28 protein-coding genes and 1 pseudogene are annotated in these 26,576 nt (G+C 73.0%); 19 read left to right on the top strand and 10 right to left on the bottom strand.

Annotation, left to right across the window (positions count from 1 at the left end; genetic code table 11):
• Positions 1-125 precede the first annotated feature (125 nt).
• The 3 genes from FHX78_RS34545 to FHX78_RS34535 form a co-directional block, all read right to left on the bottom strand.
• Positions 126-1,691, bottom strand: a complete 1,566-nt coding sequence (locus FHX78_RS34545; protein WP_145871274.1) for a hypothetical protein — start codon at positions 1,689-1,691, stop codon at positions 126-128.
• Complete coding sequence (locus FHX78_RS34540) at positions 1,691-2,875, bottom strand: FAD-dependent monooxygenase (RefSeq protein WP_145871273.1); 1,185 nt, start codon at positions 2,873-2,875, stop codon at positions 1,691-1,693. The genes FHX78_RS34545 and FHX78_RS34540 overlap by 1 nt, the downstream gene beginning before the upstream one ends.
• Positions 2,876-3,046: 171 nt before the next feature.
• Positions 3,047-4,213: a Cmx/CmrA family chloramphenicol efflux MFS transporter gene (locus FHX78_RS34535; protein WP_145871272.1), complete on the bottom strand. Its 1,167-nt coding sequence runs from the start codon at positions 4,211-4,213 to the stop codon at positions 3,047-3,049.
• Positions 4,214-4,572: 359 nt separating this feature from the next.
• On the opposite strand from FHX78_RS34535, the gene FHX78_RS34530 reads away from it, so the two are divergent.
• A complete protein-coding gene (locus FHX78_RS34530) occupies positions 4,573-4,851 on the top strand; it encodes a hypothetical protein (RefSeq protein ID WP_145871271.1) in 279 nt (92 codons plus the stop codon).
• Between the two features lie 243 nt (positions 4,852-5,094).
• Here FHX78_RS34530 and FHX78_RS34525 read toward each other — a convergent pair whose 3' ends face one another.
• The gene (locus FHX78_RS34525) at positions 5,095-5,496 is read right to left on the bottom strand and encodes an ArsR/SmtB family transcription factor (RefSeq protein ID WP_145871270.1); all 402 of its coding nucleotides are present in this window, start codon (positions 5,494-5,496) and stop codon (positions 5,095-5,097) included.
• Positions 5,493-5,939, bottom strand: coding sequence for an SRPBCC domain-containing protein (locus tag FHX78_RS34520; RefSeq protein ID WP_145871269.1), 447 nt, complete (start codon positions 5,937-5,939; stop codon positions 5,493-5,495). The genes FHX78_RS34525 and FHX78_RS34520 overlap by 4 nt, the downstream gene beginning before the upstream one ends.
• Positions 5,940-6,173: 234 nt before the next feature.
• Between FHX78_RS34520 and FHX78_RS34515 the strand changes: the two genes are divergently transcribed.
• The 4 genes from FHX78_RS34515 (at position 6,174) to FHX78_RS34500 (ending at position 10,829) form a co-directional block, all read left to right on the top strand.
• Positions 6,174-7,655, top strand: a complete 1,482-nt coding sequence (locus tag FHX78_RS34515; protein WP_145871268.1) for an MFS transporter — start codon at positions 6,174-6,176, stop codon at positions 7,653-7,655.
• 170 nt (positions 7,656-7,825) lie between these two features.
• Positions 7,826-9,166, top strand: a complete 1,341-nt coding sequence (locus tag FHX78_RS34510) for an MFS transporter (RefSeq protein WP_145871267.1) — start codon at positions 7,826-7,828, stop codon at positions 9,164-9,166.
• 31 nt (positions 9,167-9,197) lie between these two features.
• A complete protein-coding gene (locus FHX78_RS34505; protein WP_145871266.1) occupies positions 9,198-10,370 on the top strand; it encodes an anhydro-N-acetylmuramic acid kinase in 1,173 nt (390 codons plus the stop codon).
• A gap of 126 nt (positions 10,371-10,496) precedes the next feature.
• Positions 10,497-10,829, top strand: coding sequence for a putative quinol monooxygenase (locus FHX78_RS34500; RefSeq protein WP_145871265.1), 333 nt, complete (start codon positions 10,497-10,499; stop codon positions 10,827-10,829).
• Positions 10,830-10,880: 51 nt separating this feature from the next.
• Here FHX78_RS34500 and FHX78_RS34495 read toward each other — a convergent pair whose 3' ends face one another.
• Positions 10,881-11,759, bottom strand: a complete 879-nt coding sequence (locus FHX78_RS34495; RefSeq protein WP_145871264.1) for an endonuclease/exonuclease/phosphatase family protein — start codon at positions 11,757-11,759, stop codon at positions 10,881-10,883.
• Positions 11,760-11,988: 229 nt separating this feature from the next.
• On the opposite strand from FHX78_RS34495, the gene FHX78_RS34490 reads away from it, so the two are divergent.
• From FHX78_RS34490 to FHX78_RS34480, 3 genes are all read left to right on the top strand, one after another.
• Positions 11,989-12,885: an RNA polymerase sigma-70 factor gene (locus tag FHX78_RS34490; protein WP_145871263.1), complete on the top strand. Its 897-nt coding sequence runs from the start codon at positions 11,989-11,991 to the stop codon at positions 12,883-12,885.
• A gap of 205 nt (positions 12,886-13,090) precedes the next feature.
• Entirely contained in the window at positions 13,091-13,837 is a 747-nt protein-coding gene (locus tag FHX78_RS34485) for an SDR family oxidoreductase (protein WP_145871262.1), read from the top strand.
• 149 nt (positions 13,838-13,986) lie between these two features.
• Positions 13,987-14,460: a carboxymuconolactone decarboxylase family protein gene (locus tag FHX78_RS34480; RefSeq protein WP_145871261.1), complete on the top strand. Its 474-nt coding sequence runs from the start codon at positions 13,987-13,989 to the stop codon at positions 14,458-14,460.
• A gap of 116 nt (positions 14,461-14,576) precedes the next feature.
• Here FHX78_RS34480 and FHX78_RS34475 read toward each other — a convergent pair whose 3' ends face one another.
• Positions 14,577-14,945 (bottom strand): cupin domain-containing protein, encoded by a 369-nt coding sequence (locus tag FHX78_RS34475; protein WP_167532019.1) that lies wholly within the window; start codon positions 14,943-14,945, stop codon positions 14,577-14,579.
• 181 nt (positions 14,946-15,126) lie between these two features.
• Positions 15,127-15,381 (bottom strand): WhiB family transcriptional regulator, encoded by a 255-nt coding sequence (locus tag FHX78_RS34470; protein WP_145871259.1) that lies wholly within the window; start codon positions 15,379-15,381, stop codon positions 15,127-15,129.
• Positions 15,382-15,577: 196 nt separating this feature from the next.
• Here FHX78_RS34470 and FHX78_RS34465 point away from each other — a divergent pair, with 196 nt between their 5' ends.
• The 11 genes from FHX78_RS34465 (at position 15,578) to FHX78_RS34420 (ending at position 25,166) form a co-directional block, all read left to right on the top strand.
• Positions 15,578-16,081 (top strand): nucleotide triphosphate diphosphatase NUDT15, encoded by a 504-nt coding sequence (locus tag FHX78_RS34465; protein WP_145871258.1) that lies wholly within the window; start codon positions 15,578-15,580, stop codon positions 16,079-16,081.
• Between the two features lie 270 nt (positions 16,082-16,351).
• A complete protein-coding gene (locus FHX78_RS34460; RefSeq protein WP_145871257.1) occupies positions 16,352-17,566 on the top strand; it encodes a serine hydrolase domain-containing protein in 1,215 nt (404 codons plus the stop codon).
• 209 nt (positions 17,567-17,775) lie between these two features.
• Positions 17,776-18,156, top strand: coding sequence for an MFS transporter (locus FHX78_RS34455; protein ID WP_145871256.1), 381 nt, complete (start codon positions 17,776-17,778; stop codon positions 18,154-18,156).
• On the top strand, positions 18,153-18,278 hold the full coding sequence (locus tag FHX78_RS38005; RefSeq protein WP_268257221.1) for a hypothetical protein: 126 nt from the start codon (positions 18,153-18,155) through the stop codon (positions 18,276-18,278). The genes FHX78_RS34455 and FHX78_RS38005 overlap by 4 nt, the downstream gene beginning before the upstream one ends.
• 752 nt (positions 18,279-19,030) lie before the next feature.
• Positions 19,031-20,242, top strand: a complete 1,212-nt coding sequence (locus FHX78_RS34450; RefSeq protein WP_189908665.1) for an ATP-binding protein — start codon at positions 19,031-19,033, stop codon at positions 20,240-20,242.
• Positions 20,239-20,640, top strand: a complete 402-nt coding sequence (locus FHX78_RS34445) for a roadblock/LC7 domain-containing protein (RefSeq protein WP_142191326.1) — start codon at positions 20,239-20,241, stop codon at positions 20,638-20,640. Before FHX78_RS34450 ends, FHX78_RS34445 begins: the two co-directional genes overlap by 4 nt.
• Positions 20,637-21,011, top strand: coding sequence for a DUF742 domain-containing protein (locus tag FHX78_RS34440; protein ID WP_145871255.1), 375 nt, complete (start codon positions 20,637-20,639; stop codon positions 21,009-21,011). Before FHX78_RS34445 ends, FHX78_RS34440 begins: the two co-directional genes overlap by 4 nt.
• Positions 20,986-21,588 (top strand): GTP-binding protein, encoded by a 603-nt coding sequence (locus tag FHX78_RS34435; protein ID WP_145871254.1) that lies wholly within the window; start codon positions 20,986-20,988, stop codon positions 21,586-21,588. Before FHX78_RS34440 ends, FHX78_RS34435 begins: the two co-directional genes overlap by 26 nt.
• Before the next feature lie 101 nt (positions 21,589-21,689).
• Positions 21,690-22,997: a cytochrome P450 family protein gene (locus tag FHX78_RS34430; RefSeq protein ID WP_145872291.1), complete on the top strand. Its 1,308-nt coding sequence runs from the start codon at positions 21,690-21,692 to the stop codon at positions 22,995-22,997.
• 106 nt (positions 22,998-23,103) lie between these two features.
• Complete coding sequence (locus FHX78_RS34425) at positions 23,104-24,369, top strand: cytochrome P450 (protein WP_145871253.1); 1,266 nt, start codon at positions 23,104-23,106, stop codon at positions 24,367-24,369.
• Complete coding sequence (locus tag FHX78_RS34420) at positions 24,366-25,166, top strand: enoyl-CoA hydratase/isomerase family protein (protein ID WP_145871252.1); 801 nt, start codon at positions 24,366-24,368, stop codon at positions 25,164-25,166. The genes FHX78_RS34425 and FHX78_RS34420 overlap by 4 nt, the downstream gene beginning before the upstream one ends.
• A gap of 41 nt (positions 25,167-25,207) precedes the next feature.
• Here the strand turns inward: FHX78_RS34420 and FHX78_RS34415 are convergent, their stop codons facing one another.
• On the bottom strand, positions 25,208-26,311 hold the full coding sequence (locus FHX78_RS34415; RefSeq protein ID WP_145871251.1) for a winged helix DNA-binding domain-containing protein: 1,104 nt from the start codon (positions 26,309-26,311) through the stop codon (positions 25,208-25,210).
• A gap of 77 nt (positions 26,312-26,388) precedes the next feature.
• Positions 26,389-26,535, bottom strand: a pseudogene (locus tag FHX78_RS34410) (mycothiol transferase); the annotation flags it as partial.
• Between the last annotated feature and the right edge of the window lie 41 nt (positions 26,536-26,576).

The raw sequence follows: 26,576 nt of genomic DNA, 5'->3' as shown, positions 1-26,576 counted from the left end.
GGTGACCACGGCGCGAGGGGCGGATCCCGGCGGACAGTCCGGGTGCGGTCACCCACGCCGGCGCGGCCTTCCTCCCTGCGGAGGACGGCCGCGCCGTCCACGGGTCGGCTCGGGCAGCCACCGCTTCACCGCGTAACGCCCGGCTCGCCGGGTGGGCCGGCGGTTCCGCCCTGCCCTTCGGCGCGGAGGTACGGCCGGGCCAGGAGCAGGCCGGTGGTGGTCGTGGCGATGCCGAAGTAGACCGGGGCGAGGTGGACGAAGTCCGTGTAGTGGATCACGCCGTGCACCACGACGGCCGGCAGGAAGCCCGCGGCCGCCGCCGCGGCCAGCGTCCAGAACACCCAGCTCTCGCCCCGCCGCCAGCCCCAGGCGCTGAGCAGCAGGATCGCCACGGCGGCGGACATCAGGGCGCCGCCGAACCCCGCCCGGTCGTGGGCGATGAACGGCACGAGCCGGGGAGTGACGGCTTCCAGCTCCTCGGTGCCGGTGCCGAGGAAGGCCAGGTCGGTCGGCACGAAGACACCGGTCAGACCGATCACCGAGATCACCGCTCCGCCGACGAACAGCCCCGCTCCCGTGACGATGAGCAGCAGTTGGCCGACCAGTGCCCTGCGGCGCTCCCGCTCCGGCCCCTCGGGGACCACCCGCCGGCGCGGTGGGTGCGGCGTGCGGCGGACCGCGGCGACGAACATCGGGAACAGCACGAGCGCCGTGGCGGTGTGCAGGGGCTCCACGAACCCGGTGGCCAGGAAGTAGAAGAGGGTGGGGAAGCCGACCGCCCCGGACAGCAGGTACGCCTCGCGGGCCCAGGGCCAGCCGCGTCTGATCCCGCCCCAGGCGAGGCCGGTGTAGAGGGCGCCGATCGCCACCATGGTGCCGGCCATGGTGATCCGGTCGTGCTGGAGGAAGTGCACCAGGTGGTGGTTGGCGGCGTGCAGTTCGTGCAGCGTCATGCCGAGGTAGTCGCGGTCGTACCAGAGCAGCACCGGCCCGAGGGTGATCGCGGCGGCGCCGAGACCGGCGCCCGTCATGCCGAGACCGACGAGCAGCGCCCACCACCAGGCGGGCCAGCGGCGCGGATCGCGGCCGACCTCGCGCAGGGACGGCGCGGGCCCGGTGGGCGTGGCCGCCTCGGTGACCCGGGCGAACCAGCCGGGTCCGGCCTCGACGAGCACCGCGGGCCGGGCGAGGACCACGGTGCCCGGTTGCTCCAGGGCGGCGGCCGCGGCGGTCACGGACGGGTCGGAGACATGGACCAGGTGCGGGTCGTCGCCGCTGGTGAACCCGTCGACGTACGGTTCGAGGGCGGCCTCGGCGGCCGGGTCGCCGGCCCGGACGAGCACGGGTATGGAGCGGCCGGCGGCGGCCTCGCGCACGGTGCGGACGTCGGCCTCGGTGACCGGCGCCACCTCGACGGCACCGGCTCCGAGCGGGGGCATGGCGCGTACCGCCTCACGGGCGAGCGAGGGCGGGACGCAGATGCCGAGGCGGACCCGCACGGGCGCGCCGGCGATGTCGCCGGCGAGGTGCGGGGGCGGATGACGGTGGCCGAACGCGTGGGCGACCAGCCGCGCGCCGGCGGGGCGCGAGCCGATCGAGGCGAGCAGCCGCAGGGCGGCCCGCTGTGCGCGGCGTTCACCGAGTACGGCGGCGGCCGGGCCGCGCAGGGGGTGGTAGGTCCAGTCCGGCATCAGGGGTTCTCGCTGTTCGTCGCGGTGGCGCGGTGGCCGGGCGGGGTCCAGCCGAGTACCGGTGTCATGGCCCGCAGCGTCATGCGCGACGGCATCAGCCGGGCGGCCGTGTCGCGCAGCAGCACCGCGGGCGGCCACGACAGCTGCCCGATCGTGCCGAGCCGGGCGGAGCGGCGGGTGACGGCCCGGGTCCGCGGGCGGCGCAGCAGGTCGTACGAGCGGAGGGCGGCGGTCACGTCCGGGGTGCCGTCGAGGCAGTGGGCGAGGGTGACCGCGTCCTCCAGTGCCTGGCAGGCACCCTGGCCGAGGTTGGGCGTCATGGCGTGGGCCGCGTCGCCCAGCAGTGCGACCCGGCCTCGGACGAAGGTGGGCAGCGGCGGCAGGTCGTACAGGTCGTGCCGGAGCACCGCGTCCTCGGGGACGGCGGCCAGCAGGGCGGGCACGGGGTCCGGCCAGGACCCGAACCGGCGCAGCAGTTCGGCGTGTTCGGACCCGGCGGAGGGGGTTCCCTCCGGCAGCGAGGCGGTGGCGAAGCAGTACATCCGCCCACCCGGCAGCGCGGTGCAGCCGAAGCGCTCGCCGCGGCCCCAGGTGACGGTGCCCTCGGGGCGCGGCGTGGTGAGGGGGCGGGTGACCGCGCGCCAGGCGGTGTAGCCGGCGTACCGGGGGCCGGGCGCGTCGGGCCACAGGGAGCGGCGGACCGCGCTGCGCAGTCCGTCGGCGCCGATGAGGAGGCCGGGCCGGGACTCGTGTCCGCCGTGGGTGACGACCGGGTGTCCGTCGTCGGTGAGGCGGACGGAGGACACCTCGCTGCCGGGGAGCAGGCTGCCGGCGGGCAGCGCCTCGGCGAGCACCCGCAGCAGGTCGGCACGGTGCAGGACGACCAGGGGACGGCCGAAGCGGCGCTCCAGCTCCGCGTTGTCCGTGCGGGACAGGTGACGGCCCCGGCGGTCGCGTACGCCTCCCGCGGTCTCGACGGCGCCGAGCGCCAGGACGACGTCGGCCAGGCCGAGTGCCCCGAGCGCGTGCAGCGCGTTGGGCCACAGGGAGATGCCGGCGCCGATCTCGGTGAACTCCGGTGCGCGTTCCCGCACTTCGACCCGCCAGCCGCGGCGGTGCAGGGCGAGGGCGGCCGCGAGGCCGCCGATCCCGCCGCCGACGATGGTCGCCGCGCGCTGTGCCATGGTTCCACCCTCCGGGTTCGAGGGGGCGCCGCCCTGTCGGTCGGTCCTGGGTGCGGTGCCCGGACGCCGTACGTCGCCACACCGTCCGGCCGGGCAGCGCCCCGTGGCAATGTGCCGATCATCGCATGTCAGCGCGCCGGGGCGCGGACCGGCCGCCCCTCGGGGGCCGCGTCAGTCCGGTGTCGCGGTGGAGAGCCCGCCGCGGAAGGCGAGGGCGAGGGACAGCGCGGCCAGGACGAGGAGGGTGCTGGTCCACAGCGGGCCGAGGTTCCCGGCCGCGGTGTCGAGGGTGGCGCCGGCGACGAGCGGTCCCACGGCGGCCCCGGCGTTGAGTGCCGCGGTCGCGTACGAGCCGGCCATGGTGGGGGCTCCGGCCGCCTCGTAGAGGACCCGCGTGATGAGGGTGCTGCCCAGTGCGAACGACAGGGCGCCCTGGACGAACACTAGGGCGAGGAGGGCGGCCGGCCGGTCGGCCAGGACGGCCAGGGCGGGCCAGCCGGCGAGCAGCAGCGGGCCGCCGACGGCGACGACGCGTCGCGGGTGCCGGTCGGAGACGCGCCCGGCGAGGGTGACTCCGGTGAGGGAACCGGCGCCGAAGAGCACCAGGGCGACGGGGATCCACAGGTCGTCCAGGCCGGCGGTGTCCGTCACGACCGGGGCGAGGAAGGTGAAGCTCGCGAAGGTCGCCGCGTTCACCAGGGCGCCGAGCAGCATCACCAGGACCAGTCGCGCACGGGCGAGTTGCGCGAGTTCCGACCGCAGGGCCGGCCGGGCGGCGGTGTCCCGCGTCGCGGGCCGCGCGGGCATGCCCAGGAGGATGCCGAGCGCCGCGGGCAGACAGCACAGGGCGACGGCCCAGAAGGTGGCCCGCCAGCCGAACAGGGTGCCGAGGGCCGATCCGGCCGGCACACCGGCGATGGTGGCGACCGTCGTGCCCGACAGCAGGACCGCCAGTGCGCGTCCCTTGCGGTCGGCGGGGACGAGCGCGGCGGCGGCCGTCAGGGCGACGGCGAGGAATCCGGCGTTGGCGAGCGCGGCGACGACCCTGGTGGCGACCAGGACCGGGTAGGCCGTGGTGGTGGCGCCGACGGCGTGAGCGGCCGAGAACACGACGACGAAGCAGAGGAGGCTGCTCCGTCCCGGCCGGTTGCGGGTGGAGGCGGCGACGAGCGGGGCGCCGACGATCATGCCGACCGCGTAGGCCGAGGTGAGCGTGCCCGCCGTCCCGACGGTCACGTCGAGGTCGGCGGCGATGGCCGGGAGGAGGCCGGCGAGCATGAACTCCGAGGTGCCCATGGCGAAGACGGCCAGGGCGAGCAGGTACAGGGGAAAAGGCATCGAGTGGCTCCGGGGTGGGGCGAGGCACGGCACAGGCGTCTCGTCACCGCGGTCAGTGCCCCCGGGCGCGCTCGTCCGGCCGCTGGTGCGCGGCGGGACGGCGGAACTACGGACTCAGTGGTTCAGGGGGCTGACGGCGTGACCGTAAGCCCCCACCTCGTCCGACTCGGGGCTCGACATGGTCCGCACGCTACCCGACCGGCACCGGCCGGGGCATCCGGGTTTCCCCTGTCGCGCCGGACCCTGTGGACCGGCCCGGAGGGCGACCGCCTGTACGTGGAGCGCCGCAACCCGGGCCGCACCACCAGCGGTTGACGGTCCGGGGCGCGGCAGCGGTTGTGCGGTGGGGCGCCACGCGGATGACGAAGTACACCCATGCCTGTGTACGGCTGGAGCACGAGGGGCGGGTGCTGGTCCACGTGCCCGATCAGCCGGTCGAGACGCTCCTGGTGCCGGCCCAGGGATCGTGGCTGAAGTCGGCGGAGGCGATCGATCTCGTGCGTGCGGTGCGACCGCGGCGGGCGTTCCTGTTCCATGACGCCCGGATCAACGAGCGCGGTCTCGCCGGCGTCGTCGGCCGGCTCTCCGAGGAGGCCGGCGGCGGCTACCGGTACCTGGCGCCCGGCGAGTGGGCCTGACCGGGACCGGGGCCCGGCGGTGACGGCCGGGGGTCGCCCCCTGCCGCGCGCCCCGCGGGAACGGCTCGTACGGCAGGGCGTACGGCAGGGGGCGACCGTCCGGGGGCCGGGTCGCCGCCCGGGGGCCCGTCACGCGGGACCGGGTGCCGCCCGCACGCCCGTCACGCGGGGGCCGCTGCGGTCCGACGGGCCTGGAGGCCGCCCACCGGGCCGCAGCGGCCTCGGTCGTACCCCGCCCGGGCCCTATCGGGCATCCCCCTCCGCTGCCTCCTCGGCTGCCTCCGCTGCCTCCGCCGCTTCGGCTGTCTCCGCCGCTTCGGCGATGTGCTTGATGCGTGCCAGCCGCCGGTCCCAGTCGGCCGCGAGGGCTCCCATCCACCGGGCCGTCGTGTCCAGGGCCACCGGCCGCACCGAGTAGCGCACCTCGCGTCCGACCCGGCTGCCCGACACCAGCCCGGCGGCGTCCAGCACGGCGAGGTGCTTGACCACCGCCTGCCGTGACACCGGCAGCCGCTCGGCCAGCCGCGTCGCGGTGGCCTCACCCTGCGCGGCGAGGACGTCCAGCACCTGCCGGCGCGTGGGATCGGCCAGCGCGGCGAGCACGCTGTCGACGTCCGCGCCGGCCTCGTGACCCCCGCCCGTCACATCGACGGCTCTTCGGCGCGCGACTTGAGCGCCTCGAGCTCCAGCGGCCAGCCCTGGGTGTGGTCCTTGAGGTTCTGGCGGCGCAGGTCCTCGGACCCGGCCAGCGCCGTGAACCCGCTCTCCACCACGCGCAGCCGTGTCCGGTCGCCCTCCCGCGTGAGCGTGAACTCCACCAGGGTGCTGTTGTCCTCGCGCAGTTCCTCCCCCGGGAACGCGCTGGTCCAGCGGTACGCCAGGTACGTCGGCGGCTCGACCTTCTCCACCCGCACCGGGAAGTCACCGTGCTCGGGGTTCTTCGCCACCAGCACGTCGCCCTCCTTGGCCACCGTGCCGGGCAGGCTCGCCTTGTCCGCCACCCAGAACCCGGGCTGGGCCACCAGCGACCAGACCCTCTCCAGGGAGGCTTCGATCAGGGTGTCGCGCTCGATCCTGTCCTCGCTCATCAGGAACTCCTTCCGCATGCCATTGAGTGCAACTCCACGGTTGCACATCCCGGCCCCCAGGCGCAACCCGAGGGTTGCACTACCGGGCTGCCGCGATCGAGTGGTGACCAACGGGCCGCGAGCGTACGGTCGAACGGTGGACTCCCCGAAAGGGCGCCCGGTGTGACCAGCGGTCCGCGCTCGGCACCCGCATCCCGCAGCACCGCCCGCAGGACCGGCGGTAACGGAAGTCCCGTGGCCCTGCTGGTCATCGCGGCATGTCAGCTCATGGTGGTCCTGGACATCACCATCGTGAACATCGCGCTGCCGCACATCCAGCGCTCCCTGGACTTCTCCACCACCAGCCTGTCGTGGGTGGTCAACGCCTACACCCTCACCTTCGGCGGCCTGCTGCTGCTCGGCGGCCGGGCCGGCGACATCCTCGGCAGACGGCGCGTCTTCGTCTTCGGCGTGCTGCTCTTCGTACTCGCCTCCCTGCTCGGCGGGCTCGCGCAGAACGCGGGCCAACTCCTGGCGGCCCGCGCCCTCCAGGGCATGGGCGGCGCCATCGCCTCCCCGACGTCCCTCGCCCTGATCAGCACGACCTTCCGCGAGGGGCCGGAACGCAACCGGGCCTTCGGTGTGTTCGCCGCGGTGTCGGCGGGCGGCGGTGCGATCGGGCTGCTGGCCGGCGGCGTCCTCGTCGAGTGGCTGAACTGGCGGTGGGTGCTGTTCGTCAACATCCCCATCGGCATCCTCATCGCCCTCGCCACCCCCCGCTGGATCAAGGAGTCCGAACGCCATCCGGGACGCTTCGACATCACCGGCGCGCTCCTGTCCACCGTGGGCATGGTGCTGCTCGTCTACGGCTTCATCAGGGCCGCGCAGGACGGCTGGCGGGACGCCCTCACCCTGGTCTCGTTCGGTGCGGCGGTCGTCGGCCTCACGGCGTTCGTCCTGGTCGAGCGGCGCTCCCGGCAGCCGATCACACCGCTGCACATGTTCGCGGACCGCAACCGCGCGGGCACGTACGGCATCATGCTGTGTCTGGCCGCGGCGATGTTCGGCATGTTCTTCTTCCTGACGCTCTTCGTGCAGAACGTGCTGGACTTCAGCCCGCTCCAGGCCGGACTCGCCTTCCTGCCGGTCAGCGCGGTCATCGCGATCGGCGCCGGGCTGGCCTCGCGGTTCCTGCCCGTGTACGGACCGAAGCCATTCATGGTGGTGGGCGGCATCCTGGCGGCTGTGGGCCTGGCCTGGCTGACCCTGACCGACGTCCACTCCACGTACGCCGGCAGCGTCCTCGGCCCGATGCTGGTCTTCAGTCTCGGCATGGGCATGGAGTTCGTGTCGCTGACCCTCATGGCCCTGTCCAACGTCCCCGTGCGGGAGACCGGCGCGGCCTCCGGCCTGCTCAACGCCACCCAGCAGGTGGGCGGATCTCTCGGCCTGTCCATCCTGGTCACGATGTTCGGCACGGCCAACGGCAACGAGGCGGAGAAACAGATCCCCCGCTTCCTGCGGCAGGCGACCCCGGTCGAGCGCGAACGCTTCCAGCGCACCGGAGAGCTGCCACCGCCCTGGTCCGACGAGGTCCTCACGGCCGGCGTCTCGGCCGCGTTCATCATGGCGGCGATCTTCGCCGTGCTCGCCGCACTGATCGCCGTCGTGGCCATCCAGGTCCGCCCCTCCGACCTGCAACGCCTCCAGGGCGGCGCGGGCCCCGGCCCGGGGTGAGGGGCCGGGAGGGCGAGGACCACCGACCGAGCGGCAGCGGCAACAGTCGGAGGACACCTCCAGCGCCACCCGATGAAAGTTATTGACATGTGACAGGCGATCGGCTGAAAACAACTTCCCGTCAGGGAACGCTTGCTTCCGCATGGCGGACCTGACGAGGGAGGGGCCATATGACGACGCCCGTGCACGAACCCGTCGAGGGGACCGCACAACCACCGCGCTCGCGCAGGGCGCTGGCGGCGGGGTCGGTCGGGAACTTCATCGAGTGGTACGAGTTCGGCGTCTACGGATACTTCGCCACCGTCATCGCCGCCAACTTCTTCACCCCCGACGGCGGGAGCGACGCCGAGGCGCTCGTCAGGACGTACGCGTCCTTCGCGCTCGCCTTCTTCTTCCGCCCGGTCGGCGCGGCCCTCTTCGGCCGGGTGGGCGACCGGATGGGACGGCGCCCCACGCTCATCCTCGTCATCTGTCTGATGACCGGCGCCACCACCCTGATCGGCCTGCTGCCGACGTACGCCACGCTGGGTGCCGCGGCGCCCTGGCTGCTGACGTTCCTGCGCGTACTTCAGGGCCTCTCCGCTGGCGGGGAGTTCGGCGGCGCCGTCTCGATCATGACGGAGTTCGCCCCGCCGGGGCGGCGCGGTCTGTACGGTGCCTGGCAGTCCTTCACCGTGGCCCTCGGTCTGCTCGCCGGCGCGGGCATCGCGGCCCTGCTGGCGAGCCTGCTGACCGAGTCCGAACTCAACGGGTGGGGCTGGCGGCTGCCGTTCCTGCTGACCCTGCCCCTGGGACTCGCCGCGCTGTGGCTGCGGCTGAGGCTGGAGGAGACCCCCTCCTTCCGGCGGACCCGGAACGGGGCCCCGCACCGGGAGGAATCCCGGCGCCCGGAGCCGCCGGCTGCCGCCCCGGCCCGTGAGACGGCCAGGGCGATCGCGCTCGGTGCCGGCCGGCTGATGGGCTGGTCCGCGGCCGGCTACACCTTCCTGGTCGTCATGCCGTCGTATCTGCAGAGCACGCTCGACGCGACGTTCCAGCAGGCCCTGATCGCCACGGTCCTGGCCAACCTGGGTTTCGCGCTCTCCATCATCCCGGCGGGCGCGCTGAGCGACCGCGTCGGGCGGCGCGCGGTGATGGCGGCCGGAGCACTGCTCGTGGCCGTCCTCGCCTTCCCCCTGCTGAACCTGTTGCAGGACGCCTCCGCCTCCACGGCCGCCAAGGGCCTCGCGGTGTTCGCCGCCGGTGCGGTCGTCGGCCTGATGGCCGGGCCCGGCCCGGCGATGCTCGCCGAGATGTTCCCCACCTCGGTCCGCTACACCGGTCTCGGACTGGCGTACGCGCTGTCCAACGCGGTCTTCTCCGGATGCGCCGGGCTGATCATCACCGAAGCGGTGGAGCGGACCGGCGACATCGACATCCCCGCGTACTACGTGGTCGTGACCTGCACGGTCAGCATGTTCGCCCTGCTCACCCTGCGCGGGGACGACCACCGTCGCGCGTTGCGCGACTGACGGGCCGACCGGCCGGAGAAGAGGTGTGCGGATGAGGATCATCGGCCTGATGTCGGGCACGTCCCACGACGCGGTCGACGCCGCGGCGGCCGACATCACCCTCCGGGGCGACAGCCTGCTGCTGACCCCCCTGGGCATGGTCAGCGCCCCCTACCCGACGGAGCTGCGGACCGCCCTGAAGGCCGCACTGCCGCCGGCGCCGACGACGATGCGGGAGGTGTGCCGGCTCGACACCCGGATCGGGCAGGCCTTCGCCGCCCTGGCCGGGCGGGCCGACCGGGAGCTGTGCGACGGCCGCGCCGACCTCGTCGTCTCGCACGGCCAGACCGTGTACCACTGGGTCGAGGAGGGCCGGGTGCACGGCACGCTGCAGATCGGCTCGCCCGCCTGGATCGCCGAGGCCACCGGCCGCCCCGTGGTGTCCGACCTGCGCTCCCGTGACGTCGCCGCCGGCGGCCAGGGCGCACCCCTGGTGAGCCTCTTCGACGTGATGTGGCTGCGCGGGCGGCCCGGTACGCCCGCCGCCCTGAACCTGGGCGGCATCGCCAATCTCACGGTGGCCGCCCCCACGGGTGACCCGGTGGCCTTCGACACCGGGCCCGCCTGCGCCCTCGTCGACGCGGCGGTGCACGCCCTCACCGACGGCCGGCTCGACTACGACCGGGACGGGGCGCTGGCCGCCCGGGGCAGCGTCGACGCCGCGCTGCTGCACCGGCTCCTCGACGAGCCGTACTACGCGAAGCCGCCGCCCAAGACGACGGGCAAGGAGCTGTTCCACTGGCCCTACCTGCGGGCCGCCCTGGACGCCGGTGACCCGCTCCCGCCCGAGGACGTGGTCGCCACCGTCACCCGGCTCACCGCCCGGACGGTCGCCGACGCGGTCCGCGCGACCGGTGCGAGCGAGGTCGTCGCCTCGGGCGGCGGCATCCGCAACCCGACGCTGATGGACATGCTCCGCACCGAGCTGCGCGGCACCGCGCTGCGGACCTCCGACGACCTAGGGCTGCCGTCGGCGGCCAAGGAGGCCCACGCCTTCGCCGTCCTGGGGTACCTGACCGTGCAGGGCCTGGCCGGCACGGTCCCGTCGTGCACCGGCGCCCGGCATCCCCGGGTCCTCGGTTCGATCACGCCCGGCGCCCGGGCCCTGCGCCTGCCGGAACCCGCCGCCCGCCCGCCCGTGCGCCTGCGCGTGATGCCGGCCTGACTTCCGTACGCCGGACCGGCGCCGCCGAGGCGCGGGCCGGGTCGGTTACGATCACCAGCGCAAACGGACGCACTGGTTCCCCATCGGGTGGTGTGTCCGGGCGCGAAGAACCAATGAGGGAGTCCGATGATCTTCATCACCGCCAAGTTCCGTGTCCGTCCCGAGTACGCCGACCAGTGGCCGCAGATCGCCGCCGAGTTCACCGCGGCCACCCGCGAGGAGCCGGGGTGCCTGTGGTTCGACTGGTCCCGCAGTGTCGAGGACCCGACGGAGTACGTCCTCGTCGAGGCCTTCCGCGACGACGAGGCGGGAGCGGCGCACGTGCAGTCCGAGCACTTCAGGACCGCGCAGCGGACCCTGCCGCCCCACCTCGCCGAGACGCCCCGGGTCGTGAACACGACGCTCGCGCAGGACGACTGGTCCCTGCTGGGCGAGATGAGCGTCGCCGACCAGGACTGACCCGCCGGCCGTCGGCGGACGGGGCGCGCTTCACGGCGCGTTCCGGGCGGTTCAGTGGCCGCGGCGGCGCACCGTCAGGTCCGTGACCACGGGACGGTGGTCCGAGGCCACGCTCGCCACCGTCCGGGCACCGGTCACGGTGACGTCGGGCGAGACGGTCACGAGGTCGATCCGCTTGACCGGGGCGCCCGCCGGATAGGTGCCCCCGCCGTCGGGTGCGGCGTCACGCAGCCGCTGCCACAGCGGCGCCAGCTCGGGAGCCGTCGCCTCCGCGTTGAAGTCGCCGACGAGGACCTTCGGTCCCCGATCGGCGGCCAGCACCTCGAGCATGTCCGCCACCTGCGCCGCGCGGACCGACGGGTCGGCCCGGTAGTCCAGGTGCGTCGAGTAGACGTGGACGTGCGCGCCCCGCACGTTGACCACCACTTCGGCGAACCCGGGCACCGGGGCCGGCACCGGGTCGGGTGTCTGGGTGGAGAGCCGGGTGATCTCGTGGTTCTCGGCGGCCAGCACCGGGTGGCGGCTCAGCACGGCGACACCGAACTGCCGGCGCTCGCCGCCCGGGACGGCCGGGTCCAGATCGTAGATCGGTGCGAAGAAGACCCGCATGCCCAGCTTCTCGGCGAGCGCGCGGGCCTCGTCGACGAACGCGCTCCGCGCGCCCCAGTGCACGTCGACTTCCTGGAGCCCGATCACGTCGGCACGCAGAGCACGCAGGGCCGCGGCGGTGCGGTCGAGGTCGAAGACCTGGTCCTCGCCCGCCCCGGCGTGGATGTTGTACGTCGCCACCCGCAGCGGGACCGCGGGGCCGCCCGCTCCGGGAGCGCCCGAGCCCGCGGCTGCCGCCGGTGCCGCCGTCGCCAGCAGGGCGGTGGCGAGCACGGCGGTGACACGGACACGGCTGACAGCACGTCGGATCCTCGGCTTCATGCCTTCTCCAGGTCGGGTGGGAGTGGGCGGCACCAGTGGATTCTGCTCCAGCGGACACCCGCGTACTCCCCTGCCCCGGCCCGAACACGGCGAGGGGACACGGACGTTCATCGCCCGTTCGCCCCGGGGTCGCCCACGCCCCGGCCACCGGCGTCCCGCACGACGGGCACGGACGCTCGCCGCCGGGGCGGCTTGTAGCATGTGGGCCCCTGAGCCGGGAGGGACGACCATGCACGCTGGGGACGACGCCGATTCGCTCGACCGGGCGACGAGGGACTTCCTCGCGGCGCGCCCGCAGCTGTTCGGGATCGCGTACCGCGTGCTGGGCAGTGCCGTCGAGGCCGAGGACATCCTCCAGGAGACGTGGCTGCGGTGGCAGAACACCGACCGCGCCGCCGTCCACGAGCCCGTGGCCTTCCTGACCACGATCACCGCGCGGCTGGCCATCAACCACGCGCAGTCCGCGCGGGTGCGGCGGGAGTCCTACGTCGGACCGTGGCTTCCCGAGCCGGTCGACACCCGTCATGACCCGCAACTGGGCGCGGAGCGCGCCGAGGCGCTGGAGCTGGCGGTTCTCCTCCTCCTCGAAAGGCTGAACCCGGTGGAGCGGGCGGCCTACGTGCTGAGGGAGGCGTTCGACTACCCCTACAAGCAGGTCGCGGACATCCTGGAAACGTCCGAGGGCAACGCCCGGCAGCTGGTGAGCCGGGCGCGCAAGCATCTGGCCGCCGAGCGCGGGGAACGGGTCAGCCCCGCCGATCACCGGCGTCTGCTGGAGGTGTTCCTCGCCGCCGCGCAGACGGGCGACCTGGCGGTGCTGGAGGACGTGCTCGCCGCCGACGTCGTCAGCTACGCGGACGGCGGAGGGATCCGGGGCGCTTCGAGGATTCCGGTCGTGGGACGTCCGCACGTCTCCAGGTACCTCGTCGCCTTCGCACCACGGTTCTGGCCCCCCGCGCGGACGCGGTGGGTCGAGGCCAACGGGCGGCCGGCCGTCCTCGTCTCCGTCGACGAGAGCCCGCTGGCCCTGCTGTCCGTCGACGTGTCCGCGGAGGGCATCGACCGGATCATGTGGGTGATGAACCCGGAGAAGCTGCTGCCCTACGCCGCGGCCCTGAGCGACTGAGCGCGGGCGTCGTCCGGGACGGGGAACGGCCTCGGACCGGGCCGGCGGGCGCTCGGGACGGTCCTCCTCTCCGTTCACCCGAACGCGCTGTCACAAAAGCCGTCGCCGTCCGGTCTCTCCTGGTGCAGACACCAACGAAGGCGCGGCGAGCGGTTCGTCCCAGGACCCCGCCCCGCCCACGGAAACGGCGGAGAGGATCCCCCTCATGAAGGTCGTAGTGATCGGCGGCACCGGGCTCATCGGCTCGAAGCTGGTCGACAAGCTCAGGGCACAGGGGCACGAGGCGGTGCCGGCCGCGCCCGGCACCGGGGTCGACACGCTGACCGGTGAGGGCCTGGCCGAGGCCCTTCGGGGCGCTTCGGTCGTGGTCGACGTGTCGAACTCGCCCTCGTTCGCGGACGACGACGTCATGGAGTTCTTCCGGACCTCGACCACCAACCTCCTCAAGGCGGAGGCGGAGGCCGGTGCGACCCACCACGTCGCGCTCTCCGTCGTGGGCACCGACCGGCTCCAGGAGAGCGGCTACTTCCGTGCCAAGCTGGCGCAGGAGGAGCTGATCCGGGCGTCCGGAACTGCGTACTCCATCGTCCACGCCACGCAGTTCTTCGAGTTCGTGCAGGGCATCGCGGACGCGGCGACCGACGGCGACACCGTGCGGCTGGCCCCGGTCAGGATCCAGCCGGTCCACTCCGACGACGTGGCCGCCGCCGTGGCCCGTACGGCCGTGGGCGCGCCCGTCAACGGGGTGGTGGAGGTCGCCGGACCGGAGGCGTTCCGGCTGGACGAGATGGTCCGCGAGGGCCTCGCCGCCAAGGGCGACCCCCGTACGGTCGTCACGGACCCCGGCGCGCGGTACTGGGGCGCCGCGCTCCGGGAGAGCACCCTGCTTCCCGGGCCCGACGCGCACCTGGCCGGGACCCGTTTCGCCGACTGGCTCGCGCGGCACAAGTGACGTCCGCGGGGGTGGCCCCGGTCTCCGGGCCGGGGCCACCCCGCCGGGCAGCTGCGGTGAGACGCAGGTCACACCCGTTGGCCGTCACAGTGCGCCGGGGTGTTCCGGTCATCAAGGTGCAACGGCCGTACCGCCAGGAGGAGCACACCATGGACGCTCGTATCGACTTCTTCGCCAACGCCTTCGCGGGCAAGGTGCTCAAGCACATCAACTCGGCGAACAAGGTGGTGCACGACTCGACACTGCCGGTCGCCACCCAGGAGCTGGTCAAGATCCGCGCCAGTCAGATCAACGGCTGCGGCTTCTGCACCGACATGCACACCAAGGACGCCGCCGCCGAGGGCGAGACGCAGCAGCGCCTCAACCTGGTGGCGACCTGGCGGGAGGCGACCGTCTTCACCGACGCCGAGCGTGCCGCGCTGGAGGTGGCCGAGCAGGGCACCCGCATCGCCGACGCCGCCGGCGGCGTCACCGACGAGGCGTGGGCGAACGCGGCCAAGCACTACGACGAGGAGCAGTTGGTCGCGCTGATCTCGCTGATCGCCGTCATCAACGCGTACAACCGCATCAACGTCATCAACCAGCAGCCCGCCGGTGACTACCAGCCCGGCCAGTTCGGCTGAGCACCCGGGACGCCCAGCGCGCGCCCGGGGTGCGGAGAAGCACCGTGGGCGCGGCCCCTGCCCCGCACGGATCGTGCGGGGCAGGGGCCGATCGTTCCGGCGGGTGAACGGACGGGTCAGTCGGTGGGCCGCGGGGCGCGCAGGTGGGCGCGATCCGCCAGCTCCCGCTCGTCGACCAGTTCGAGCATCGGCCTGCCAGGGGCGCACAGCATGGTCACCACGAACCGGGTCCGCGCGTCCGTCAGCGCGTTGCCGTCCTGGTAGTGGATGACGTCGCCGCCCGGCTCCCAGAACGTCCCGCCCGCCTCGACGACCCGCTCCGGCTCGCCCTCGAGCTCGAGGACCGCTCCTTCGACGACGTACCCGAACGCCGGGCCCGAGTGACGGTGCGGAGGGGTTCCTGGATCGCCGGGCTCCCACTCGACCTCGATGGTCATCGCCGAAGCGCCCTCGGGGACGGTGAGCGGCGAGGCGTCCTGGAGCATCCTGGCCGCTGTCGTCCAACTCGCCTTCTCGTCATGCTCCCCGGCTCCGTGCACATGTGCTGAGTCCTTGTCCGACACTGGTGTCCACCTTCCTCGAGTGGTCGCGCAGTGATGACCGGGGAGGGTGGGGATCTGTGACACGGTGGGCCGGCGGCGGCACCGGCGCTCGCGGACGTGCCGGTCAGGCCGCGGCCGCGTCGGTGCCGGGGGCCGGGCGGCGCATCAGGGCACGGCGTTCGCCTTCGGTGGTGCCGCCCCAGATCCCCTCCAGGGGGCCGGATCGCAGGGCCCAGTCCAGACACCGCTCCAGGACGGGGCAGTCGTGGCACACCGCCTTCGCCCGCTCGATCTGCACCAGCGTCGGGCCTCTGTCGCCGATGGGAAAGAACAGGTCCGGGTCCGCCTCTCGGCAGTTCGCCCTCTCACTCCAGTCCACGGCGGGACCTCCTCGTCGGAGAACGGGACGGGGCGGTGAGCCTCGTCGGGTGAGGATCCGCGCGCGGCGCCGCGGGGTCCTCACCATGGATGACCGGTCGCGCCGCGCGGGTGTGACACGCGGGCCGGCCCGGCGCGACCGGCACGATGCCGGAGCGGGGACGCGAAGGCGGTGCCGGCCCCTGCACAATGGGCCGGTGAACAGCGGTGAACACGGCGCGGAGCGCCCCGAACGCAGTCATCCGGCGTCCCACAGCCTGACGGGGGTCGGTCTCGCCGTCCTCGACCCCGCCGGCCGCGTCCTGCTCGGCTTCGGACACGACGGCCGGTGGGAGCTCCCGGGCGGCAAGGTGGACGCCGGGGAGGACTTCGAGACGGCCGCCGCGCGGGAACTCGCGGAGGAGACGGGGCTGTCCGTGCGCGCGGCGGACGTACGGGTACTGGCGGTTCTCGTGGACGGTCTGCACGGGCTGACCCGTGTCACGGCCGCGGCCGTCACCGAGGGAGCGACCGGGACGCCCCGGGTGACGGAACCGGACAAGATCGTGCGCTGGGAGTGGTTCCCGCGCGCGTCGGTACCGCCCGCGCTGTTCGCTCCGTCCGCCTCCGTCCTGGACTGCCTGTGGCCGGAGCCGGTGCCGCGAGGAGCGCCCGGGGTGCGCCACTACGGGGTCAGCGGCACGGCGACTGAGCCTTCCTGACGACATGAGAGCCGAAGGGGCCGGCCCCGGTCCCCTGTTTCTCCGGCGGCCGGACGGCGTCGTCCACGGCGCGCCCGGCGTGGAGTCACCGGTCCACTACTATGCCTGCGGTGCCGCCCCGGACACCGGTGACCCTTCCTCGTCCGAACGACCACGCGACCGCACGGGACACAGCGAGCCGAGGCTCAACCTCCTTTGCAGCCACGGAAGTCGGGGAACCAAGCCGGGACCGCGGGGCGCCTTCCAGTTCTCCACCCGAGAGAGATGCGGATGCGGATCAAACACGTGAGCACGTTACTCGCCGGTTCCACCCTGATCGTCACCCTGGCGGCCTCTCCGGCCCTCGCGGACAGCACCTCCCTGCCCGTCCCGGACACCGCCGCCGTACGCACCGTGCACAACACGGCCCTGCAGCAGGGTGCTCCCGGGGCACTCACGCGGATCGACGAGGGCTACACCAGCTACCGCGTCGCCACCGGTGAGGCCGACACCGGCGCGCACACCGCGATGGACACCGGCCGCCGGTTCCGCGTCGGCAGCGTCAGCAAGACGTTCACCGCGGTGGTGCTGCTGCAACTCGCCGCCGAGGGACGCGTCGACCTCGACGCCCCCGCCAACCAGTACCTGCCCCAGCCGCTGCCCGACGACCGCATCACCGTGCGGCACCTGCTCAGCCACCGCAGCGGCCTGTACGACTACACCAACGACATGTTCTACAACACCGTCCCGGGCTTCGAGGCGGTGCGCACCAAGGTCTTCAGCTACCAGGAACTGATCGACCTCTCCACCGCCCGCCCCCTCAACAACGCGCCGGGCGCGGCCTACAGCTACTCCAACACCAACTTCGTCGTGCTGGGCCAACTCATCGAGCACCTCACCGGCACCCCGATCGCCACCCACTACCAGCAGCGCATCATCACGCCGCTGCGGCTGCGCAACACCTCCTACGTCCACCCGCGAACGACCCTCTCCGGCTCCTACGCCCGCGGTTACCTGCGCCAGGACGACACCACCCTGCCGCTGGTCGACTCCACCGAGCAGACCGTCTCCTGGGCCCAGTCCGCCGGAGCGGTCATCTCCAACGCGGCGGACCTCAACCGGTTCTTCTCCGCGCTCCTGTCCGGACGGCTCCTGCCCGAGCAGCAGCTGCGGGACATGACCACCATGGTCCCGGTCACCGCGGACGGCAAGCAGTCCTACGGGCTGGGCCTGCGCGGCCGGCACCTGTCCTGCGGCACCACCGTCTACGGCCACACCGGCACCGTCCAGGGCTACTACACCTACGCCTTCACCACCAGTGACGGCACCCGCAGCATGACCTCCCTGGCGAACACCTCCAACAACGGGACCGTCAACTCCACGCTCGGCGGAACCCTGGAGGCCTCCTTCTGCGGCTCCGGCGCGGCCACCGCCAAGCGCACCCCCTCGGCGGCCTCCACCCCCTCCTTCACCGAGGACATCGCACCGCAGATCATCCGCGACTGACCCCCGCGGCCGTCGCCCTCGACCCGGGCGACGGCCGGCCCCCGCCCCGGCCGGACGCCTTCCTGCCGGGGCGGACGGCTGCCGGGGCGGTCCGCCCGCGTCACTTCCTCATGGGCCGCCACGACTGCCCGCGATTCCTTCTCACCGCGCGGCGGGTCTGCAGCATGACGGTCCGCCACGTCCGGCGGACCGCGCAGAGGGAGGAATCCATGCCGCGAGTCACCGCTCGCCCGGTGGTGGTGCTGATGATCGTGTCCCTGGGCGTGGTGCTGTCCAGTCTCGATCTGTTCGTCGCCAACGTCGCCCTGCCGTCGATCGCCACCGAGCTGCGGCCCGGCGACCTCGCCGACCTGAGCTGGGTGCTCAATGCCTATGCGATCGTCTTCGCCGCGCTGCTCGTCCCGGCCGGCCGGATCGCCGACCGCACCGGTCACCGCACCGGCTTCCTGGCCGGTGTGGTGGTGTTCATCGTGGCCTCGGCGGCCTGCGCGGCGGCGACGAGCGTACCGATGCTGATCGGCTTCCGGGCGGTGCAGCGCTCGCCCTGTACCGGCGCGGGCCGGACGGGGCGCACCACGCGCACGCGGTGATGGTGCTGTCGGTCACCGCCGCCGGGATCGACCGCGTCGTCGCGTTCCGCGAGCACGGCCTGTTCGAACTCTTCGGACTCCCGCCCACGTTCGCCCCGGCCCCGGGCGGGCCGATGGGGTGAGGTGAGGGGCGGGGCGGGCCTCGCGGCTCGGCGGGAGCCGAGGGCGGCAGACTGGCGCACAGCCGGAGACCGATGACCGGCCGTGACCCGGAGGAGCGCGGCCGGTCCGCCACCCCCTGGAGTCGTTGTTCGACCCGACCTTCGTGGTGGCGGTGGGCACCGCGGCCAAGGCCCACGCGGCGCAGGCGGGCACCGCCTTCTTCAGGGTGATGTTCGCGATCGGCGTCGTGGTCTTCCCACCCGGCCTGCCGGCGATGGTCCACTCGCCGGAGGAGGGCAGCCGTCTCGAACTGCGCGCCGTGGTGGTCGGATTCACGGTGATGCGGACCGCCATGGTGCCGCGGGGGTGGCGCGCGGCCCGGGAGTCTCCCCCGATGCCTGTTCCGGCAGACCGTTGGCCGCCTGTCGGCGCCGTGTTCCCCTGCCGTCCATACGGCGGTAAGGGGCCCCGGAGACGGTCATTCACGGCCCCTCGGCGCCCGTAACACGCCCGGGTGTGTGGGTCTGGTGAGGGTCGTCAAGTGGTTACCCGGACAGGCGTGTTGTCATCCCTCAGCTGTTAAGATCATCGAACTTTCAGTAGGCTGGCGGCGCGTCATGAACGCGTACGGGGGACAGTCTCTAAGGCCCCATCGCTGAGGAGTTGAGGCTTGGTCCGCCCATAGGGTCCGCGCCGCCTGACGGCCGGACGCAGTCCTACGGGCACGGGGGCCTTCCGCACTCCCGGCGCGATGCGACTTGAAGAGAGTCTCATGACGTCATTGATCGAGGATCCACTGCTGTGGATCTTGCTTGTGGTGCTCGTCGCTGCGGTGTTCGCAGTGCAGCGGGCGCGGAGAACCAATGTGGCGCTCCGAAGAACAAAGAAGGAGTTGGAGACGGGACTGGGCCACGCCCAGGGCAGGATCGACCAGCTCCAGGGGCACATCTCCGTCCTGGACACGCAGCACCGCGGTGACCTTGCGGATGTGCGGGCGGACGCGGAGTCGGCGACCAAGGCCGTACTGAAGTCAGCGATGGGCACGCTCCAGTCGCTGGCCGAGGAGCAGCAGCTGCTGCTGGACGGCCTGTTGAAGAAGTACGGCGACGACACCGAGGTGCTGGCCGACCTGATGTCGGTGGACCACACCGGCAGCCAGTTCAGCCGCCGGGCCAAGGGCATCTCGGTGCTGTGCGGCGGATGGCTGGGCCGGCGTGAGGGAGTGGCCACCGTCTACGACGTGGCCCGCAGCGCGCAGGGCCGCATCAAGGACTTCAACCGGGTGGGTATCCACGCCCAGGTCAGCGTCGCCGTCTCCAGCAAGGCCGTGGAGCCGATCGCGGTGGTGCTGGCCGAGCTGCTGGACAACGCCACCACCTACAGCGCCCCGGGCACGCCCGTCGAGGTCAACATCCAGTCCGTACCGACGGGCGTGTGCTTCATCGTCGACGACGCCGGTCTGGGCATGGACCAGGAGACCAAGGACCGGGCCGCGGCCCTGCTGTCCGCGGACGGCCCGGTCGACATCACCGGTCTCGGTGACCCGCCCCGGTTCGGGTTCGCGGTGTGCGGCATGCTCGCCGCGCGGTACGGATTCAGTGTCTCCGTCGGTTCGGTGTCCCCCTACGGCGGAGTGCGTGCAGTGATCCGTGTACCGGAAGAACTCCTGACGGCCGACGCCGTCGCTCCCGCCGAGCCGGTCCGGGAACCCGCGGCCCAGGAGCAGGAGAGCACGCCGCACCGGCTGGCCCCCGTCCCGGTGGGCCCCTCCCACGTGGTGGGCACGACCACCGGCGGGCTGCCCAAGCGCCGCCGGCGCCAGGGCCCCATCGCGGTGGTACCGGCCCCGGAGGACGCGGCCGGTATCGACGAGCAGACGTCAGAGTCGGCCGGCGAGGTGACCGCGTCGCGCCTGGGGGCGTTCGCACGCGGCACTCAGCTCGGGCGGACCACGAACACCACGGAAGGACCTGACCACCAGTGAACACCGACCTGTCGTGGGTGCTGAACGACGTGCTCGAGGTGCGTGGTGCCCGCCACGCGGTCCTCGTCTCGGGTGACGGCCTGCTGCTGCAGCGTTCGGACGACATCTCGCGCGACGACGCCGAGACCAACGCCGCCGCGATGAGTTCGATGCAGTCCCTCAGCCGGGCGGTCGCCGGTTTCGTGGGGGCCGGGCACGGCATCTGGAAGCAGACGCTGCTGGAGTACGACGGCGGCTGGATCTTCCTGATCGCCGCCGGACAGGGCGCCTACCTCGCCGTCTCGGCGGCACTGGACGTCGACATGGAGGCCATGTCGTTCCGGATGCAGAAGACGGTGGTGGCGCTGAGCAAGGCGATGAGCGTGGCGCCGCGCTCGGACAACGGTGTCGGCGTATGACCACGCCCGGCGAAGAAGCATCCGTCACCAGTGACTTCGTCCGCTCCTATGTGATCACGGGTGGCCGGAGCCTGCCGTCCGCGGACGAACTGGCACTGCACACCCTGGTCACCCTGGCTCCCGAGCGGACCCTTCCGCTCGGAGCCGGTCCCGAGGTCCGGGCGATCTGGGAGCTGTGCGCGGGTGGCTACCTGTCGGTCGCCGAGGTGGCCGGCCACCTCGGCCTGCCCGTAGGGGTGGCTCGGCTGCTGCTCACCGACTTATCGGAACAGGGGCACCTGCTGCGCCGGGCCGAGCCGCCCCGGGCCCAGAACGTTGACAGAGCGACCCTCGAGAAGGTTCTGCATGGACTCCAATCCCTCATCGGCTGAGACGGCCCAGAAGTCCATCTACGTCTCCAGCGCGGTGACCAACGCCGCCAAGATTCTGGTCGTCGGGCATTTCGCCGTGGGCAAGACGACCTTCATCGGCTCGCTGTCGGAGATCACTCCGCTGCGCACCGAGGAGAAGATGACCCAGGCGTCCGTCCACGTCGACGACCTCAGGGGCGTGACGGACAAGACCACCACCACGGTCGCCCTGGACTTCGGCCGCCTCACCCTCAGCGACGACCTGGTGCTGTACCTGTTCGGTACCCCGGGACAGCAGCGCTTCATGCAGCTGTGGGAGGACATGGCCCGCGGCGCCCTGGGGGCGCTGCTCCTGGTCGACCCGGGACGGCTGGAGGAGACCTTCCCCGTCATCGACCTCATCGAGCGGTACGGCCTGGAGTACGCCATCGCCGTCAACTGCTTCGACCCCTCCGCCACGTACAGCGTGGCGGAGGTCCGTGAGGCGCTCGACCTGCTCCCGGACACCCCCGTCGTCTACTGCGACGCCCGCGAGCAGCAGTCCTCGGCCCAGGCGCTCATCGCACTGGTGAGACACCTGCTCGAACGTGCGGCCTGACCGCTCCGCGTCCCCGGCCCGGGAACCGTGGTTCCCGGATCACTAAGGAAGACTTCATGGATCCACAGCCCACATCTGCCGGCACCGTCAGCAGATGCCCCATGCACGACGCCTCGTTCGCCGCCGACCCCCAGGGGGTCTACGACCGGCTGCGCGCCCACGCCCCGGCCGGCCCCGTGGAGCTCGCCCCCGGCGCCGACGCCACCCTGGTCGTCGGCCACGAGACGGCGCTGCGCGTGCTGCAGAACACCGAGCTGTTCGCGCGGGACGCCCGCCGCTGGAAGGCGCTGAACGAGGGCCGCATCGGCATGGACAACCCGGTGCTGCCGATGATGGCGTACCGGCCCAACTGCCTCTTCACCGACGGTGCCGTGCATCTGCGGCTGCGCAAGGCCGTGGTCGACAGTCTGGCCCAGCTCAACATCACCCGGATCCGGCGTGACGTCGAGCCGATCGCCGACTACCTCCTGGACCAGTTCAGCGAGCGGGGCCGCGCCGACCTCCTCAACGACTACGCCAAGCTGCTGCCGCTGCTGCTGTTCAACAAGCTGTTCGGCTGCCCGGCGGACATCGGTGACACCCTCACCACCGCCATGTCGGCGATCTTCGACGGCAAGGACGCGCTGCGCGCCAACGAGGACCTCACCGCCTGCCTCATGGAGCTGATCGCGCTCAAGCGGCGCCAGCCCGGCGACGACGTCACCTCGTGGCTGATCCAGCACCCGGCCGGGCTGACCGACGAGGAGCTCAAGGACCAGCTGGTCATGCTGATGGGCGCGGGCGTCGAGCCCGAGCGCAACCTCATCGGCAACGCCCTGGTGCTGCTGCTGTCCGGCGCGGGCGGCCGGCAGAGCGGCATGCTGATCGAGGAGGCCCTCGACCACGTGCTGTGGAACCAGACGCCCATCGCCAACTACGCCACGCACTACCCGGTGCGCGACGTCGACCTGGGCGGCTACGTGGTGGAGGCCAACACCCCGGTCGTGATCTCCTTCGCGGGCGCCAACAGCGACCCCGCGCTGGCCGAGGCCCGCCGCACGCACAGCAAGGGCGCCCACCTCGCGTGGGGCGCCGGCCCGCACGCCTGCCCCGCCAAGGACCCGGCGCAGGTCATCGCGACCACGGCGATCGAACGGCTCCTCAACGCGCTGCCCGACCTCACCCTGGCCGTGCCCGGGGAGGAACTGCAGTGGCGGCCCGGCCCCTTCCACCGGGCCCTGGTCTCGCTGCCCGTGACCTTCAGCCCCACGCCGGCCACCCGCATGGCGGCCGCGCTGCAGGACCGGGTGGCGGCCGGAAACGCCCAGCAGCCCCTCCCGGCGGCCACGGCGACGGCCACGCCGATCCGGCAGGAACCGGCGCGGAAGAAGGGATTCTGGAGCAGTTTCCTGGACATATTCCGGGTCTGATGCACGGCATGTGACGGGAGCAACACGCAGAGGCGCATGACACAGGAGGGAGGAAGGGTAGGTTCCGGCGGTATCGATCGGTAGCGCCCAGCCAAAGGAGCTCTGCGTGACCGCCGTTGGCAACATACGCGGCACCACCACCGACCGCCGAGCCGTCATCTCCCTCCTCCGCCGCCTGCGTTCCGAAGAAGGCCACGCCAATCCCCTCCCCGTCTGGGAGGACATGCGCGCCCTGGGGGACGTCGTCCGTGCCCCCTGGGGCGGCTACTTCGTCACCGGGTTCGAGGCATGCAGCCAGGTCCTGCGCGGCAGGAACTGGCTGGTGCCGGACTTCGCCTGGCAGGAACGCCAGCCGGACCCGGAGCGGTGGCAGGCACCCGCCACCCAGGAGATGACCCGCACCCTCATCCGCCTCAACGCGCCCACCCACACCTGCCAGCGCCGGGCCCTGGGCAATCCGTTCGACCGCGGCACGCTGGAGGCCATGCGTCCCGGCATCGCCGCCCTGACCGCCTCCCTGCTGGACGACCTCGGCGCACGGCTGCGCGCCGACGGGGAGGCCGACTTCGTCCGCACGGTCGGCGAGCGGCTCCCGGTGCGGACCGTCGGCGAGTGGCTCGGCATCCCCGCCGAGGACCACGCGCGCATCCTCGACTTCACCCACCGGCAGGTCTACGCCCAGGAACTGCTGCCCACCAAGAGCGAACTCGCCGTGTCGGCGCAGGCCACGCTGGAGATGCGGGCCTACTTCACCGAGCTGATCCGGCAGCGGCGGGCCCGCCCTGGCAACGATGTCCTCACCGGCTGGATCCACTACTGGGACGCCCAGTACCCCGACGACCGCGCCACCGCCGACCAAGTGGTCTACGACCTGACGATGTTCATCACCATCGCCTCGCTGGAGACCACCGCGGTCCTGCTCACCAACGCCGTGTGGCTGCTCACCCAGGACCCCTCCCGCGCGGCATGGCTGCGCGCGCACCCGCAGCACATCGACGACGCGGTCGAGGAGACGCTGCGCTACGACCCGCCCGTCTGGCTGAACTCCCGTATCGCCGCCGACGACACCGTCCTCGCCGGCACCCCGGTCCCCAAGGACACCACCGTCCACGTGCTGTACGGGGCGGCGGCCCACGACCCCCGCCGCAACCCCGACCCGGAGCTCTTCGACATCCGGCGCGGCGGCGGCCACCTCACCTTCGGCGGCGGCGCCCACTACTGCCTCGGAGCGGCCCTCGCCCGGCTCGAGGCCCGTGAACTGCTCACCCAGGTGCTGCGGCGCTTCCCCACGCTGCGGCCCACCGCTCCCCCCGCCTACGACACCTCCCGGGTCGTCTTCCGTCGCATCACCTCCCTGAAGGTCACGACATGAACGCCCTGCCTCTCGCCGAGATCCACGCGCTCCCCGTCGACCGGACCCTCATGACCCTGCGCACCCACCGGCAGGGCCCCCTCCTCACCGTCGAACTGAACGTCCCCGAGCAGGGCAACGCCGTCACCGACGTCATGCTGGGCGACCTCCTCACCGTCCTCGACGAGCAGGATCCGGAGGTACGGGTCCTGGTGCTGGCCGCCGCCGGTGACGACTTCTGTCTCGGCGGCGACCGCAGCGAGTTCGCCGAGCACCTCGCCCACGACCCCACCGGGGGCGGCGTCCGCGCCTCCGGCACCATGGCGCGGCGCGTGTGCGAGGCGCTGACCTCCAACCCCGCCGTCACCATCGCCCGCGTCCAGGGGCGGGCCATCGGGGCGGGGCTCGCCCTCGCCCTCGCCTGCGACCTGCGCGTCGGCGCCGACACCGCGAGCTTCCGCCTGCCCGAACTCGCCCTCGGTCTGCCCACCGCGTGGGGCGGGCTGCTTCCCCGACTGATCAGCGAGGCCGGTGCCGCCCGGGTGCGCGACATCATCCTCACCGGACGCGTCTTCGACGCCGAGGAGGCCCACACCCTGTCGATCCTGCAGAAGGTCGTCCCCGCCGACGCTCTCGACGCGGCCGTCGCCGACTGGGCCAAGCCCGTCCTGCGGCGGCCCGCCCCCGCCCTGCGCGTCACCAAGGCCCTGCTGAACTCCCTGACCGCCTCCACCCGCCTCGCCGACGCCTCGGTCCTCGACCCGGAACTCATGGCGGCGGTCCTCGCCGAACACCATCACGCACGCACCGCGCACTGACCGCACCACCCGCCGGCGGGAGCGTCCTGGGGCGTCCCCCGTCAGCGGGGTGCGGAGATCCGCACGTCCCCGCCGGCACCGTCGGAGAGGAAGCCGGCCAGGGCCCGCCCCTCCTCGGCCACCGTGTCCCGGTCCGTCACCGAGAAGGGCCGCAGCGGGGTGACGGTCACGGCGCCGGTGCCGGCGTCGACGGTCCAGGTCGCGGCCACCCGGCCGTCGACCAGGACGACGCGCTCACCGGCGACCGACAGGCCGCGGTGGGCGTCGTCGATGATCCGGCCGCGGTCGTGGTAGCCGAGGACGGCGTTGTCGAACGCTGGCAGGAACCGGACCGGGGCGGGTGTGCCGGGGTCGGGGCGCGGCGCGCCGGGAAGGTCCAGCAGTTCCCGGCCCCGCTCGTCGCGGAAGGCGACCAGTTCCTCCCTCATCGCGACGACGGCGGCCGGCAGACCGGCCAGCCCGCACCAGGCGCGCAGATCGGCCGTGGCCGCCGGGCCGAACGCGGCGAGATAGCGCCGCACCAGCGCCTGGCCGACGGGGTCGGTGGCGTCCGGGGGCAGGGGGTCGACCTCGCGCCCCAGCCAGGACGAGAGCAGCGCGTTGCGCACTCCCGCCTTCGTCCGCCACAGCCCGCGCGGCGGCAGCTGCGCCACCGGCAGGAGCGCGGCGACCAGCATCTCCCCCAGCGCCCGCCCCGTCGGCCCCGGCTGCCGTGCGGCGACCGCCCGGGCCAGTTCGCTCATCGTGCGGGGCTCGCCGTCGGCCATCACCTCCCGGCCGGCCGCGGCGAGCCGGTCGAGGTCCACCCCGGCGAAGTCGCGCCGGTACACGCCGAGCACCCGCAGGCGCAGCATGGCGGCGTGGCGGGCGCGCCAGGCCAGGGCGTCGTCCGAGGTGACGAGGTGGACGGTGCGGCGCATGAGGTGGGTCCGCACCAGCTGCCGGCCGGTGAGCCGGTCGTCCAGCGCCGCCGGGGCGAAGGCGCGCAGCCGCGACCAGAGTCCGACGAACGGCTCCTGCGGTTCCTGCGCCTGCAGCCCGCCGAGGTGGCCCACGGCGTCGCGCACGGGCAGGTCGGCGCGGTAGAGCAGCAACTGCCGGGCAAGCGTCGCGCGGTTGAGCGCCCGGAGGGTGAGCACGGTCATCGGGATGTCTCCAGTACGGGTGTGGGGTCGAGGGACGGGCGGGCGTGTCACGTGCACCGGGTGCGGCGCGGTGGCCGTCAGCCGGACGTCCGTCCGTCGAGCGTCTCGCGCGGGATGTCGGCGTGTCCGGCGTGCTGGGCGGTCTCGGCGATGAGGTGCGTCAGCACCCGGCGCATGTGGTCGCCCGGCGTCTCGCGTCGGGCACGGGAGAACCGTCGCAGGCGAAGCGGTCAGGACGTGTCCTCTTCCCGAGGCAGAATCGGCG

Origin of the sequence: Streptomyces capillispiralis (assembly GCF_007829875.1) — a bacterium.
GTDB lineage: Bacteria > Actinomycetota > Actinomycetes > Streptomycetales > Streptomycetaceae > Streptomyces > Streptomyces capillispiralis.
The sequence above is the reverse complement of the archived record's forward strand: the minus strand, read 5'-3'. Positions and strand labels throughout refer to the sequence as shown.